This window comes from Anoxybacillus sp. J5B_2022, assembly GCF_026847645.1.
GTDB lineage: Bacteria > Bacillota > Bacilli > Bacillales > Anoxybacillaceae > Anoxybacteroides.
The window spans coordinates 1-14783 of sequence record NZ_JAPSMC010000035.1 but is presented as its reverse complement, the minus strand read 5'-3'; the positions used below and the strand labels follow the sequence as shown (position 1 = coordinate 14783).

General features: G+C 43.5%; 12 protein-coding genes. 10 read left to right on the top strand and 2 right to left on the bottom strand.

Annotated elements, in window-relative coordinates; genetic code table 11:
* Positions 1-14: 14 nt before the first annotated feature.
* From mtnN to M4I42_RS10640, 10 genes are all read left to right on the top strand, one after another.
* A complete protein-coding gene (gene mtnN, locus M4I42_RS10685) occupies positions 15-713 on the top strand; it encodes a 5'-methylthioadenosine/S-adenosylhomocysteine nucleosidase (RefSeq protein ID WP_268852160.1) in 699 nt (232 codons plus the stop codon).
* Between the two features lie 41 nt (positions 714-754).
* Complete coding sequence (locus tag M4I42_RS10680; protein ID WP_268852159.1) at positions 755-1678, top strand: PLP-dependent cysteine synthase family protein; 924 nt, start codon at positions 755-757, stop codon at positions 1676-1678.
* 2 nt (positions 1679-1680) lie between these two features.
* Positions 1681-2814, top strand: coding sequence for a bifunctional cystathionine gamma-lyase/homocysteine desulfhydrase (locus tag M4I42_RS10675; protein ID WP_268852158.1), 1134 nt, complete (start codon positions 1681-1683; stop codon positions 2812-2814).
* Between the two features lie 72 nt (positions 2815-2886).
* Positions 2887-3126, top strand: a complete 240-nt coding sequence (locus M4I42_RS10670) for a YrhC family protein (protein WP_268852157.1) — start codon at positions 2887-2889, stop codon at positions 3124-3126.
* 100 nt (positions 3127-3226) lie between these two features.
* Positions 3227-3517 carry a hypothetical protein gene (locus tag M4I42_RS10665; RefSeq protein ID WP_268852156.1) on the top strand — a complete coding sequence of 97 codons (291 nt, stop codon included), beginning with the start codon at positions 3227-3229 and terminating at the stop codon, positions 3515-3517.
* 120 nt (positions 3518-3637) lie between these two features.
* Positions 3638-4006, top strand: a complete 369-nt coding sequence (locus M4I42_RS10660; RefSeq protein ID WP_268852155.1) for a hypothetical protein — start codon at positions 3638-3640, stop codon at positions 4004-4006.
* A gap of 103 nt (positions 4007-4109) precedes the next feature.
* Complete coding sequence (locus tag M4I42_RS10655; protein ID WP_268852154.1) at positions 4110-5540, top strand: glycoside hydrolase family 1 protein; 1431 nt, start codon at positions 4110-4112, stop codon at positions 5538-5540.
* A gap of 685 nt (positions 5541-6225) precedes the next feature.
* Complete coding sequence (locus tag M4I42_RS10650; RefSeq protein ID WP_268852153.1) at positions 6226-8241, top strand: type I restriction-modification system subunit M; 2016 nt, start codon at positions 6226-6228, stop codon at positions 8239-8241.
* Positions 8238-9557, top strand: a complete 1320-nt coding sequence (locus tag M4I42_RS10645) for a restriction endonuclease subunit S (protein ID WP_268852152.1) — start codon at positions 8238-8240, stop codon at positions 9555-9557. Before M4I42_RS10650 ends, M4I42_RS10645 begins: the two co-directional genes overlap by 4 nt.
* A 12-nt stretch (positions 9558-9569) precedes the next feature.
* Positions 9570-12530, top strand: coding sequence for a type I restriction endonuclease subunit R (locus tag M4I42_RS10640; protein ID WP_268852151.1), 2961 nt, complete (start codon positions 9570-9572; stop codon positions 12528-12530).
* Between the two features lie 107 nt (positions 12531-12637).
* Here the strand turns inward: M4I42_RS10640 and M4I42_RS10635 are convergent, their stop codons facing one another.
* Entirely contained in the window at positions 12638-14071 is a 1434-nt protein-coding gene (locus M4I42_RS10635) for an aldehyde dehydrogenase family protein (protein ID WP_268852150.1), read from the bottom strand.
* Positions 14072-14083: 12 nt separating this feature from the next.
* Positions 14084-14779 (bottom strand): amino acid ABC transporter ATP-binding protein, encoded by a 696-nt coding sequence (locus M4I42_RS10630; RefSeq protein ID WP_268852177.1) that lies wholly within the window; start codon positions 14777-14779, stop codon positions 14084-14086.
* Positions 14780-14783: the final 4 nt, after the last annotated feature.

Genomic DNA, 14783 nt, shown 5'->3' with positions numbered 1-14783 from the left:
AAGAGGTTGAAACGATGAAAGTAGCAATCATTGGCGCGATGGAAGAAGAAGTTGCGATTTTGCGCGAAAAAATGGAAAACAGAAACGACACAACGGTTGCCAACTGCGAATTTTACACTGGCACGTTACACGGGGTGGACGTGATTTTATTAAAATCCGGCATCGGCAAAGTGAATGCGGCGATGTCGACAACGATTTTATTGGAACGGTTTCAGCCAGATGTCGTCATTAACACAGGGTCTGCTGGTGGGTTTCTCGCTTCATTAAACGTCGGCGATATTGTTATTTCGACAGAAGTAGCGCACCATGACGTGGATGTAACGGCGTTTGGCTATGCGTATGGTCAAGTGCCAGGCTTGCCGGCGCGCTACGTGGCGGATGCACGGTTAATCGAAGTCGCGGAAAAAAGTGCCGCTCATATTCGTGACGTTCAAGTAGCGAAAGGGCTCATTGCGACCGGCGATTCGTTTATGCACGACCCAGCGCGCGTCGAGTTTGTGCGCACGCAATTTTCCGATCTTTATGCGGTCGAAATGGAAGCGGCGGCGATTGCACAAGTGTGCTTCCAGTTCGGTGTGCCGTTTGTCGTCATTCGCGCGCTTTCCGATATTGCCGGCAAAGAATCAAACGTATCGTTCGAACAGTTTTTGCATAAAGCAGCGCTTCATTCGTCTGAGCTTGTGCAGGCGATGTTGGACGAATTAAATAAATAGGGAGAGGCATCCTCTCCTTCTTTTCTTTGTGAGGTGACACCATGAGAGTAGCGAAAAGCGTGCATGAGTTAATCGGCAATACGCCGGTCGTGGAAATTACGCACTTTCCGCTTCCAGAAGGGGTGCGGTTGTTTGCGAAATTGGAATATTTCAACCCTGGCGGAAGCATTAAAGACCGGTTAGGACAAGAATTGCTTCGCGATGCGCTTGAAACCGGCAAATTAACAGAAGGCGGCACGATTATTGAGCCGACGGCAGGAAATACAGGCATCGGGTTGGCGCTCGCTGCGATCGGAAAAAATATTCGCGTCATTTTTTGTGTTCCCGAAAAATTTAGCATCGAAAAACAGCGATTGATGAAAGCGCTCGGTGCGGCAATCATCCATACGCCGACGAGCGAAGGGATGCAAGGGGCGATTCGCAAAGCGAAAGAACTTGCCGCAACGATTCCGAACTCCTACTGCCCGCAACAATTCGAAAATCCAGCGAATCCAAAAACGTACTACAAAACGCTCGGTCCAGAGCTTTGGGATCAGCTCGATGGCCACATTGACGTGTTTGTCGCCGGTGCAGGATCAGGCGGCACGTTTATGGGCACGGCGCAATTTTTAAAAGAGAAAAAGCCGGAGATTAAAACGGTCATTGTCGAGCCAGAAGGATCGATTTTAAACGGAGGAGAGCCGGGGCCGCACAAAACGGAAGGTATCGGCATGGAGTTTTTGCCGGATTATATGGACCGGAGCTATTTTGACGCCATTCATACCGTGCTTGATGAAGATGCGTTTCGTTCAGTAAAAGAATTGGCGGAAAAAGAAGGATTGCTCGTTGGAAGCTCGTCTGGCGCAGCGTTTCATGCGGCGCTTTTGGAAGCAAAGCAAGCAAAACCGGGCACGAATATCGTCGTCATTTTTCCAGATAGCAGCGAGCGGTATTTAAGCAAAAATATTTATGAAGGCGGGATGTAAGGTTGAGAAGAAAAACGAAATTCATTCATGGCGGCATTGTCGGTGACCCGCATACAGGGGCGGTGTCGGTGCCGATTTACCAAGTGAGCACGTATAAGCAAGAAGGAGTCGGCGGACATAAAGGGTACGAATATTCACGAACGGGCAACCCGACGCGCCATGCATTAGAGGAGTTAATAAAAGATGTAGAAGAAGGATACGCTGGCTTTGCGTTTGGCTCAGGGATGGCGGCGATTACAGCAGTGATGATGCTGTTCAACAGCGGCGACCATGTCATTTTAACCGACGATGTATATGGCGGCACATACCGCGTGATGACGAAAGTATTAAACCGTCTCGGCATCGAATCGACGTTTGTGGATACGAGCGATTTAGCGAATATTGAACAACATCTTCAACCAAACACGAAAGCAATTTACATTGAAACGCCGACAAACCCGCTATTGAAAATTACTGATCTTGAAGGAGCGGCTGCATTGGCGAAGAAATATGGTCTGCTTACGATCGTCGATAATACGTTTAGCACGCCGTATTGGCAAACGCCGCTTGCGTTCGGTACGGATATTGTCGTGCATAGTGCGACGAAATATTTAGGCGGCCATAGCGACGTCGTTGCCGGGCTTGTCGTTGTCAACTCCGAAAAACTTGCAACCGACTTGCATTTTATTCAAAACGCAACGGGCGGCATTCTCGGCCCACAAGATTCGTGGCTGCTTATGCGCGGTATCAAGACGCTTGGCATTCGCATGGAAGAGCATGAGGAAAATACGAGAAAAATCGTCGAATTTTTAGTGAACCACCAAGCGGTGAAAAAGGTGTACTATCCAGGGCTTGAAACGCATCCGAATCACGAGATTGCGAAAAAGCAAATGCGCGGTTTTGGCGGCATGGTGTCGTTTGACGTCGGCAGCGCCGAAAAAGCGGATCAAGTGCTCAACCGCGTCCATTATTTCACATTGGCCGAAAGTTTAGGTGCGGTGGAGAGCTTAATTTCCCTTCCGGCGAAAATGACGCACGCCTCGATTCCGAAAGAGCGCCGCGACGAACTCGGCATTACCGACGGCCTAATCCGCATTTCCGTCGGTTTAGAAGATGTGGAAGATTTAATCGAAGACTTAGCGCAAGCATTGGCATAAATTACATCGTCCCCTTTCTCGTTTCCTATGATACATTGAAAACAGGACAACCGGACGGAAGGGGGAGTTTTGTTGAACGAGAGAAAAATAAAGGAATGGCGAGCAAAAGCAAGCGATTATAAAGTGTACAGCCTCGTCTTATTTGCCGTCAGCACATTCCTTTACCTCGGTACGATTATTCCACATGCGTTAACGGCAGAGAAGAAGCCGCTCGTTCTTTTAGCAATCGGTGTATTGTTGGGAAGCGCGATTTATTTCGCCCGTAAAGCTACCGTATACGCGCAGAAAGCCGAAGAAGAAAACAGCCTTTAAAGGGCTGTTTTTTTTTCACTCAAATTTCACTATCGGCTAGTAAACTGTAAACAGTACGAGCGATGTTCGCTAAAAGTAGAAAAGGTTAGGAGAAAATGAAATGAGGAAAAATTATGTAAAGATCGTGCTCGATTTATTGCTCGCAATTACGTTTGTGTTATTAATGAATCCGAGGGTGTTCAACGGCTTGCCATTTCACGAAATTGCTGGGGTCGTGATTGGCGTAGCGATTGTTGTTCATATCGGGTTGAATTATCGCTGGGTGATCAACACGACGAAAAAAATTTTTGCTCCTGAACTCCCGCGAAAAACACGGTTCAGTTTTTTATTAAACATCTTGCTGCTTGTTTCGATGACAACGGTCATTGCATCTGGAATTTTGATTTCGTGAGTCGTTTTTCCGAATTTTGCCATCGAAGGTAACCACTTTGTTCGCGGGATTCACAACCTTTCCGCCAATGCAACGCTCGCATTAGTCGGTCTTCATATTGGCGTACATTGGCAATGGATTATGGGCATTAGTAAAAGAGCGTTCAAATCGAAGGAAGGAAAATGGAGAAAGGGCGTTATTGCCTCTGCTGTGCTGTCGCTTGCTGTCTTAGCCGGCGGAATGTATTGGATTTCATTAAACGTGAAGCCAAGCGAAGGGGATTTCAAACCGAAATTTGCTGAACAAAACGCCCCATCATTTGATGGAAAAACGGCTGGAACAATGCCAACGCCGCCGGACGGAGAGATACGGGACGGAAAATTCCGTAAAGAACGGGGAAGCAACAACCCGCTACTCGCCCTACTTAACTACTTTGCCATTTGGGCAGCAATAATCGTCCCCACTTACTACATCGAAAAACGCCTATGGAAACGAGCGGGGGTGCAATGATTTTTGCTATATAGAGGGGGTTGAATCATTGTGAGTATGATACACTAGTGGGGGGGGAGCACAAGGGAGTGTTCCCTCTATTTATTTAAGGAGGAATGGTAAGATGAAAAAAATTTTTCCAGAGAAATTTTTATGGGGAGGGGCGACGGCTGCCAATCAAATTGAAGGTGGATGGAAGGAAGGAAATAAAGGTTTGAGTATTGCCGATGTTCTTCCTGGCGGGAAAGAACGGCTAAAACGATTGAAAGAACCTGGTTTTACCTTTGAAATCGACAACGAAACATATACTTATCCAAACCATGAAGCGATTGACTTTTATCATCGGTATAAAGAAGATATTGCCTTGTTTGCAGAAATGGGGTTTAAAGCGTTTCGTATGTCGATTGCGTGGACGCGCATCTTCCCGAACGGTACGGAATCGGAACCGAATGAAGAAGGGCTTGCCTTCTATGACCGGGTGTTCGATGAGTTACATAAATACGGGATTGAGCCAGTCGTCACGATTTCTCACTACGAAATGCCGCTAACTCTCGTAAAAGAATATGGCGGTTGGCGAAGCCGGGAACTTGTGACGTTTTTTGAACGTTATGCCAAAGCTATTTTTCACCGGTACAAAGATAAAGTGAAATATTGGATGACGTTTAACGAAATTAACGGTGCCCTCCATTTTCCGATGATGAGCATGGGATTTGTGCCGAAAAAGGAAGAAAAGTACCAAGAGCTGTTTCAAGCATTCCACCATCAATTTGTGGCTAGCAGTCTTGCCGTTAAAGCGTGCCGTGACATCATTCCCGATGCAAAAATTGGCTGCATGATTCTCGCTGCACCGGTATATCCGTATGACTGCCATCCGGAAAACGTCATGTATGCGTTGCAGGAAGAGCGATTGTTCAATTATTTTTGCGCAGATGTCCAAGTGCGCGGGGAATATCCGGCGTTCATGCAGCGCTTTTTTGCCGAACACAACGTCATCCTTGACATTCGCGAAGGGGATTTATCGTTACTCAAGGAGCATACCGTTGACTATATTGGGCTTAGTTACTACATGTCCATTACGCAGAAAAAAGACAAAACCGAGCAGGAGAAGGTTCCTAGGAACATTCTTGAAGGGGTGAAAAACCCGTTCCTAAAAGCGAGTGACTGGGGCTGGGAAATTGATCCGACCGGTTTGCGCATTATTTTAAATCGACTGTATGATCGCTACCAAGTACCGCTTTTCGTTGTCGAAAACGGCTTGGGAGCCTATGATAAAGTGGAGGAAGATGGTTCGATTAACGATGATTACCGCATTGAATATTTACGCAGTCACATCGAGGCGATGCGTGAAGCGATGGAAGATGGCGTGGAACTCATGGGCTACACGACGTGGGGATGCATCGACTTAGTCAGTGCATCAACCGGCGAATTTTCCAAACGATACGGCTTTATTTACGTCGATAAACATGACGACGGCAGCGGGACATTGGAACGCAAGAAGAAAAAGTCGTTTTTCTGGTATAAACATGTCATCGCAACAAATGGAGAAGAGTTATAAGCGGTCAATGTAGATATTGTTCGCTTTGACAAAATTAAAAAATAATCCACCCTGCCGCCAAGCTATAGGTGGATTACTTTCCCCATTGGTGACCGGCTATTGCGGTCTATACGGTTGTACCCGCAAGCTATGATGGACACAGCTTACTGATAATATATGCGAACTTTTTGGTGGTTATACTTTTCTTGCCTTTATTATATTTCAATAAAATATAAATGTAAAGGGGGGGCCTTCAGCTTATGAGGGATTGGAGCGAATTTTTGTAAACAATGGATTCAAAACGAAGCATGTCGTTGTTTACAGTGGACGGTCATTTGCTATAATGGAATTACATTGTCATTCGCTTTTTCTTATTCGCTTGAACGATTCGCTTTCACTTATTCGCTTTTGGAAAGGACAGGGGTTCCTGTCCTTTTTTGTTTGCCGAGAAGCCCCCACTTCCGCTGCAGGCAAGAGGGGAAGGAGGTCTAAAAATAATAGTGGAAATTTAACTTATTGTCGGCACATAATAATAAATGCATACGTTAAGATAAAAGGGGAGGGCAGGGGGTTCCTGTCCTTTTTGTTTTTAGGGTAGAGGTTTTAAAAATCGCGGATAACGAATTTTGTCGAATTTATTCACATGAAGGTTGTATAGTAGTAAAATAAAGGAAGGAATGCAATGAGGACTTCAGGAGGTAACATCATGGATTCAATCCAATTTCAAGATAAAGTGTCGTTTATATGGGCAAATGCAGATTTATTGCGAGGAGATTATAAGCAATCGGAATATGGAAAAGTCATTCTGCCTTTAACGGTGATTCGGCGTATTGATGCTGTGTTAGAACCGACAAAAGAAGCTGTTCTTTCACAATTAGAGGAATTAAAAGAAATGGGAATGACGATAGAAGATGGAGATTTCTTACTTCAACAAGCGGCTGATCAACCTTTTTACAATACTTCGAACTTCACTCTAAAAAAGTTATTAGATGATCCGCAGAATATTGAAGATAACTTCAGAGATTATTTATTTGGATTTTCGCAAAATGTACGCGATATTATTGAGCATTTTGATTTTGATAAACAAATTAGCCGTTTAGCTAAAGCTAATTTGCTTTATTTGCTCATTCAAAATTTTGCAACCTTTGATTTGCATCCAGATCGCGTGTCAAACGTGGAAATGGGATACATATTTGAAGAACTGATTCGGCGCTTTTCGGAGCAATCGAATGAGACGGCAGGGGAACATTTTACACCGCGTGAGGTCATTAAGTTAATGGTGAATTTGCTTTTTATCAATGGTACGGATGAACTCACAAAGCCTGGGGTTATCCGTTCGATTTATGACCCAGCCTGCGGGACAGGCGGGATGCTATCGGTTGCTTCAGAATATATTCGCAAGCTAAATGAACGGGCAGAACTGATTACCTTTGGACAAGAATTGAACCCTGAATCATATGCAATTTGCAAAGCTGACATGCTTTTGAAAAACGATAACCCGCAAAATATTAAACTTGGGAATTCGTTTTCAGAAGATCAGCTTGCCAACGAGAAGTTTGATTACATGTTATCTAATCCGCCATTTGGAGTGGACTGGAAAAAAGTACAAGATGTCATTAAAGCAGAACATGAAACACTTGGATTTGAAGGACGCTTTGGTGCAGGTTTGCCGCGCGTATCCGATGGTTCATTATTATTCTTGCAACACATGATATCAAAAATGAAACCTGCGCATGAAGGCGGCTCTCGAATTGCGATCGTATTTAACGGCTCTCCTTTATTTACAGGAGGTGCTGGAAGCGGAGAGTCGGAAATTCGGAAATGGATTATTGAAAACGACTTATTAGAGGCAATTGTCGCGTTGCCTGACCAACTTTTTTACAATACAGGCATTTCGACGTACATCTGGGTATTAACGAACAAAAAAGAAGAAAAACGAAAAGGAAAAATCCAGTTAATCCAAGCGACGCATTTGTTCCAAAAAATGCGCAAACCTTTAGGTGAAAAGCGAAACGAGTTGTTAGATGAGCATATTCATGAAATTACGCGGTTGTACGGTGATTTTACGGAAGGAAAGCATGTCAAAATTTTTGATAACGAAGATTTTGGATATAGACGCATTACGGTAGAACGGCCACTAAAATTAAAAATATCGATTACGAAAGAAAAATTAGCTGCTTTAGAAGAAGAAAGTGCTTTTTCTAACTTAGCAAAGTCAAAGAAAAAAGGGGAAGCGGCGAAAGCGGAAATAGAAGAAGGGCAACATTTGCAGCAACAAATTAAAACTCTCCTTCTTTCGTTTGAAGGGCAAATTTTTATGAGCCGGGATGCGTTCCTAAAACAACTGAAAAAAGCTGCCCAAGCACAAAACGTGAAGCTGAGCGCAGCTATTGTAAAAGCGATTATCTCCGTCTTTGGTGAACATGATGATGACGCAGAGCCTTGCAAAGACAACAAGGGCAATTTAGAGCCTAATCCAGAACTGCGCGATTACGAAAACGTACCGTTGAAAGAGGATGTAGAAGAATACTTCGAACGCGAAGTCAAACCGTTCGTTCCAGACGCATGGATTGACCACGAGAAGACAGTGGTGGGGTATGAAATTCCGTTTACACGTACTTTTTATGAATTTTCCAAAGTAGAATCCCCCGAAAAAATTGCCGGTGAAATTAAAGAACTACATGAGGAAATACAGAAATTGATGGGGGAGTTATTCATATGAATGTGAAAAAATATCATCAACTAAGGGAAAGTGGTGTCGAATGGATAGACAAAATTCCGGCTCACTGGGAGCTAAGAAGAATAGGTCAACTATTTAAGTTTAGAAATGAAAAAGTAAGCGATGAGGAATATATGCCCTTATCTGTAACAAAAGATGGAGTGGTACCCCAACTCGAAAATGTTGCTAAAACAATGCATAATGAAAACCGAAAAAAAGTATTAAAGGGAGATATTGTGATTAATAGTCGTTCAGATAGACGAGGCTCAAGCGGTTTAGCGATGTTGGATGGGTCTTGTTCGCTTATTAATCACGTACTCGAACCGAGAGTCGAACTTGAAGGGAAATATATTCACTATCTTTTCAAAAGTGTACCGTTTTGTGATGAGTATTATAGATGGGGTACTGGAATTGTAGACGACCTATGGTCTACGCAAAAAGATAGAATGAGCCAAATACAAATACCTTTTCCGCCCATTAATGAACAGAAAAGTATTGCTCGATTTTTAGATCATAAAATTAATTCTATGGCTAAGTTAAAAAAGATGCTAGAAGAAAAGATTAATAAATTAAAGGAATACCGTTCCTCTTTAATCACCCAAGCCGTCACAAAAGGACTCGATCCAAACGTTCCAATGAAAGATTCCGGGATTGAATGGCTAGGGGAAGTGCCGGGGCATTGGATAATTTCAAAGCCTAAATTTTATTGTTTAGTCAATCCCGAGTCTTTAAGTGAAAACACCGATGCAGATTATTCCTTTGAATATGTGGATATATCCTCGGTTCAACGAGGCAAAGGAATTGTTTCTAAGGTTAAAATGATTTTTAAAGATGCACCAAGTAGGGCGAGAAGAATAGTGCGAAAAGGAGATATAATAATTTCTTCTGTTAGAACGTATTTGAAAGCCGTGGCAAGTATAGAAGAAGATTTTACAACACCAATTATTGTTTCTACAGGATTTGTTGTTTTGAGACCAAATAGTGAAATGCTTGATTCTAATTTTGCTTCGTATATGCTTGAAGCTGATTATTTTGTTGAACAGGTAGCTTCGCATTCATATGGTGTTAGTTATCCAGCAATCTCGGCAGAAGAGTTAGTGAATCAAAAAATAATTTTGCCTCCTGTAGAAGAGCAAAAGAGAATAGTGACATATCTTAATGAAAAACTTTCCAAAGTTGAAAAACTAATAGATTTATTAACCACACAAATTCAAAAATTAGACACCTACCGCTCTTCGCTTATTACCGCAGCGGTGACGGGGCAGATAGATGTTTCGGATTGGAAAGAAGCGGAGGAGGAGCTAGAGACGATTTTGTAAGGGGCGATGAGGATGGCAGTGGATCGTTCAGAAAAAGCGCTCGAAACGGCGATTGAAGCTGATTTATTGGAAGCTGGCTACGTGCGCGGAGTAGGCTACAACCGCGATACATGTTTAGACCATGACACGTTAATCACATTCATCCAAACATCACAGCCTGCTGTATGGCAAAAGCTCGAAAAGCATTTTAAATCGGATACAGCCGATCAGATTATTGCAAGATTAATGAAAGAATTGGAGCTTCGCGGTACGTTAGACGTATTGCGAAAAGGGATCGATTTGTTTGGACAACAAATTAAGCTAGTCTATTTTAAGCCGGAGCATGAACTGTCCGAACAAGCATTGGCTCGCTATGAAGCGAACCGATTTACCGTGTCACGGCAAGTACACTACTCTAACCAACACCAAAAATCGCTAGACATGGTGTTAGGAGTGAACGGGATTCCGATTGTTACGATGGAGCTTAAAAACCGTCCAACCGGTCAAAACGTCAACCATGCGAAACGGCAATATAAACAAAACCGTGATCCAAGGGAAACGATGTTTAAATTTATCAAACATCCCATTCGGACGCTTGTCCATTTTGCCGTTGACCATGATCTTGTGTATATGACGACTAAGCTTGCCGGCGAATCGACGTATTTTCTTCCTTTTAACAAAGGATATAACGGTGGGGCGGGAAACCCTCCTTCCGTTGGATTTAAAACAGAGTATTTGTGGAAAGAGGTTCTCGTTCCTGATTCTTTGTTGGAGATTTTGCAGCGCTTTATGCACTTGCAAGTAGAAGAAAAAGACGGCAAGAAAAAAGTTGCGATGATTTTTCCGCGTTATCATCAACTGGATGCCGTTCGGAAGATCATCGCCGACGTGAAAGAGAAAGGAGCAGGAGAGTCGTATTTAATCCAACACTCCGCTGGCTCAGGAAAGTCCAACACAATCGCTTGGCTTGCTCATCGATTGAGCGGTCTTCATAAAAATAACGAACCAGTTTTTCACTCTACCATTGTCATTACCGACCGTGTCGTCCTTGACCGGCAGTTGCAGGACACGATTGCCCAGTTCGAGCAAACGTTAGGCGTTGTGCAAAAAATTGATAAAAACTCAGCACAACTAGCAGAGGCGATTCAAACCGGAAAGAAAATCATTATTACAACGCTGCAAAAATTCCCCTTCATTCTCGATAAAATCGAACAACAACAAGGGAAACGATTTGCCGTTATTATGGACGAAGCCCATTCTTCACAAACGGGCGAAACGGCGCAAAAAGTGCGTGAAGCATTGCGTGATTATACGGTCAGTGAAAGAGCGGAAATAGAGGCAGAACTAGCAGAGGCTACAACAGATAGTGAAGCGGAATTAATTAAAGAAGTGTCAAAGCGTGGACGTCCTTCTAACATTAGCTTTTTTGCATTTACCGCAACGCCAAAAGCAAAAACGCTTGAAATGTTCGGGACGTATGATGGAGAAGTGCCGCGTCCTTTCCACCTATATACAATGCGCCAAGCGATTGAAGAAGGGTTTATTTTAGACGTATTGGCGAACTATATGACGTATAAAACGTATTACAAACTTTCAAAAGCGATTGACGATGACCCGGAACTAGATCAAAAGAAGGCGAAAAAAGCATTGGCAAAATATATGGCGCTTCATCCATACAACGTTGCGCAAAAAGTAGAAATTATTGTAGAGCACTTTAAAACAGCTGTACGCCATAAAATCGCTGGACAAGCAAAAGCAATGATTGTCACCGGAAGCCGCCAACAAGCGCTTCTCTATTATCGAGCGATGCAACGTTACATGAAGGAAAAAGGATATCCATACGGGGTGTTAGTCGCCTTTTCTGGTACGCTTTATGACGATGTAACAGGAGAAGAAGTAACCGAGTCCCAAATCAATGGATTTGCGGAAAGTGAATTACCAGAGAAATTTAAAACAGACAAATATCAATTTTTAATTGTCGCTGATAAATATCAAACGGGATTCGATCAGCCTTTATTGCATACGATGTACGTCGATAAAAAACTTTCAGGCATACAGGCAGTGCAGACGCTTTCCCGATTAAACCGGACACACCGAGCGAAGCAAGATACGTTTGTCCTTGACTTTGTGAACGAAGCGGAAACGATTTACGAAGCATTTAAACCGTACTATGAGGCAACAAAATTGTCAGATGTAACAGACTTAAACGTAATATATGATTTGAAAAACCGTTTATTCGGTTATCAAATTTTTGAACAACGGGAAGTCGATGCGTATGCAGAAGTGTTTTTCCGCCCGAAAAACCGCCAGCGCAAAGGGGAATTGGCAGAGCTCCATCGCATCGTTGACCAGGCAGTTGTCCGATATAACAAATTGCCAGAAGAAGAAAAAGCAGAGTGTAAAAGTGCATTAAATAAGTTTGTCCGTTCATACTCGTATATCAGTCAAATTGCACCGTTTACAGATGCCAACCTGCACAAGCTGTTCGTATATGTGCAAATGCTTGTGAAAAAGCTGCCAAATACAAACACAGGCGCTCTTCAATTAGATGATGAGGTGCAGCTAAAGTATTACCGGCTAGAGAAAACGTTTGAAGGCTCGATTGATTTGTCAGAAGGCGAAGCGAAAGAGTTAAAAGGATTAACAGACGGAGTTGGAACGATAGAGGAGAAGAAAGATCGATTAAGCGCCATTCTCGAATTAATCAATCAGCGGTTTGGCACAGACTTTAAACCGAGCGACCGCGTCTTTTTCGAGCAGGCAAAAGAAGAAATGCTCAATGATGAAATCACGATTCACCAAGCGAAAAACAGCTCGCGGGAAAACTTTATTCGCTCAAAAACCCCGCAGGCATTAAAAAGCTTCCTAGCAACAAAAAACTCTAACGAACAGCTATTTAAGCGGCTATTTACTGACAAAGACTTTCAAGAAACGGTGCTGCATGCGTTCTTAAATGAGGTGTATGAAGCGGCGCGAAACATCGAAATAGAATAAAACAAAGCCCTAGCTTTCGAGGCTAGGGCTATTCGTTATGAAGCGGAGGAAAGAAATTATCCGTAGAACAATTTTCTAAGGGTGAAATCATCTGCAAATTTACATTCCTACACCAACCTAATCCCCAAAAACTTAGGCTCTGTCATTTCTTTTATCGCGTAGGCGACGCCTTCAAGCCCGATTCCGCTTTGTTTTACGCCGCCATATGGATAATGGTCGTGGCGGACGGTGGAAGTTTCGTTAATCCATACACCGCCCATTTCTAATGTCTCAAACAAATGGAAGGCACGGTTAATATCAGAGGTAAACACACCCGCTTGCAAGCCGTAAGGAGAATCGTTGACGGCTGCGATGACTTCTTCTTCTGTTTCAAACGGAAGAATCGTTACGATTGGCGCGAATACTTCTTCACATACTACTTTCATTTCTGGAGTTACGTTCGTTAATACCGTCGGTTGAAGTAACGTTCCTTGCCGCTGTCCGCCTGTGAGTAAGCGTGCCCCTTGAGCAACGGCTTCTTGTATCCATGCTTCTGCCCGGCACGCTGCCTCTAATGTAATCAACGGGCCTACATCTGTCGTTTCCAGTGCGGGATCGCCGACATTTAGGCTTTGTACCGCAGATACGAACGCATCTACAAAAGCGGAATATATATCGCGATGCACGTAAATTCTTTGCACGGAAATACACGCTTGTCCGGCAAACACAAATCCGCCTTTGACTAATCCCGCAACGGCTATTTCTAAATTAGCATCTGGAAATACGATATTAGGGGAATTGGCGCCAAGTTCTAGCGTGATTTTTTTATGCCGAGCCATTTCTTGAATTTTAAATCCGACAGTTCCGCTTCCTGTAAATGTTACTTTCTTAATATATCGGTGTTCGACTAGCGGGGGAACGAGGGCTGCTCCTAATCCGTTCACGACATTGATTGCCCCGCTAGGCAAACCGGCTTCTGTCATTAACTGGACAAGCTTCATCGCCGAAAGCGGCGTTTTTTCCGCCGGTTTTAATACTACCGTGCACCCTGCGGCAACAGCCGGAGCTAATTTGTGCAACACAAGGTTTAATGGGAAGTTGAAAGGTGTAATCGCCGCAATGACACCAATCGGCTTTCTTTTGACTAAGCCAATCCGCTCTTCACCGCCGATGGCTGCGTCCATCTTAATCAACTCTCCGTCGTTTCGCTTTGCTTCTTCTGATGCAAAGCGAAGCACTTGGACGGCACGACTTACTTCGCCGCGCGCATCGCGAATGGGCTTTCCTGCTTCTTGACATAATAGTTGGGCAAAATCTTCGCTTCGCGCTTCTAACAAGTCTGCCGATTTACGCAAAATGGCGGAACGTTGATGTGCCGGCATTTTTTTCATGACATGTTCAAACGTATCATAGGCGTTTTCAATCGCTATTTCCAAATCTTCTAACGTTGCAAAATCGACAACGCCGACAAGTGTATTGTCATACGGATTGCGGACTTCTTGTTGAACACGTCCGTTTCCTTTCCGTTCTTTTCCATTAACAAACGAGCCGATATGAATCATAAAGATGTCCTCCTAATGCTCTACCTTTTTAATAAAGGCTTTCGTCCGTTCTTCTTTTGGATTGCTGAAAAACTCTTGTGGATGCCCTTCTTCTACGATAACCCCGCCATCCATGAAAATAATTCGATCTGCTACCTCTTTAGCGAATTTCATTTCGTGCGTTACTAACACCATCGTCATTCCCTCCTCTGCTAGTTCGCGGATAACGTTTAATACTTCGCCAACTAACTCTGGATCAAGAGCGGATGTCGCTTCATCAAATAGCATCGCTTTCGGTTCCATCGCAAGCGCTCGCGCAATCGCGACACGTTGTTGTTGCCCTCCGGACAATTGACTTGGATAATAATGCATTCTTTCGGACAATCCCACTTTTTTTAAATATTTTTCGGCTGTTTCACGCGCTGCTTCTTTTGATTTTTTGCGAATTTTGATTTGGGCAGCCATGACGTTCTCTATTGCGGTCATGGTCGGAAATAAATTAAATCGTTGAAAAACCATGCCGATTTCTGTTCGAAGTGCGGCGATATGTTTTTCATTCAATTTCTCATTCGGTTTTACAAAATAGTGGCCATCAATTTTCACCGTTCCTGAGGTAGGGATTTCAAGGAAATTAAGACATCTGAGAAAGGTTGACTTTCCAGAACCAGAAGGACCGATAATGACTACTTTTTCCCCTTTTTTCACGGTTAAATTAATTCCTTTTAAAATTTCA

What these genes read in the sequence shown, in the direction of transcription:
- mtnN (WP_268852160.1), top strand. Translation starts at nt 15, where the DNA reads ATGAAAGTAGCAATCATTGGCGCGATGGAAGAAGAAGTTGCGATTTTG.
- M4I42_RS10680 (WP_268852159.1), top strand. Translation starts at nt 755, where the DNA reads ATGAGAGTAGCGAAAAGCGTGCATGAGTTAATCGGCAATACGCCGGTC.
- M4I42_RS10665 (WP_268852156.1), top strand. Translation starts at nt 3,227, where the DNA reads ATGAGGAAAAATTATGTAAAGATCGTGCTCGATTTATTGCTCGCAATT.
- M4I42_RS10660 (WP_268852155.1), top strand. Translation starts at nt 3,638, where the DNA reads ATGGGCATTAGTAAAAGAGCGTTCAAATCGAAGGAAGGAAAATGGAGA.
- M4I42_RS10655 (WP_268852154.1), top strand. Translation starts at nt 4,110, where the DNA reads ATGAAAAAAATTTTTCCAGAGAAATTTTTATGGGGAGGGGCGACGGCT.
- M4I42_RS10650 (WP_268852153.1), top strand. Translation starts at nt 6,226, where the DNA reads ATGGATTCAATCCAATTTCAAGATAAAGTGTCGTTTATATGGGCAAAT.
- M4I42_RS10645 (WP_268852152.1), top strand. Translation starts at nt 8,238, where the DNA reads ATGAATGTGAAAAAATATCATCAACTAAGGGAAAGTGGTGTCGAATGG.
- M4I42_RS10640 (WP_268852151.1), top strand. Translation starts at nt 9,570, where the DNA reads ATGGCAGTGGATCGTTCAGAAAAAGCGCTCGAAACGGCGATTGAAGCT.
- M4I42_RS10635 (WP_268852150.1), bottom strand. Translation starts at nt 14,071, where the DNA reads ATGATTCATATCGGCTCGTTTGTTAATGGAAAAGAACGGAAAGGAAAC.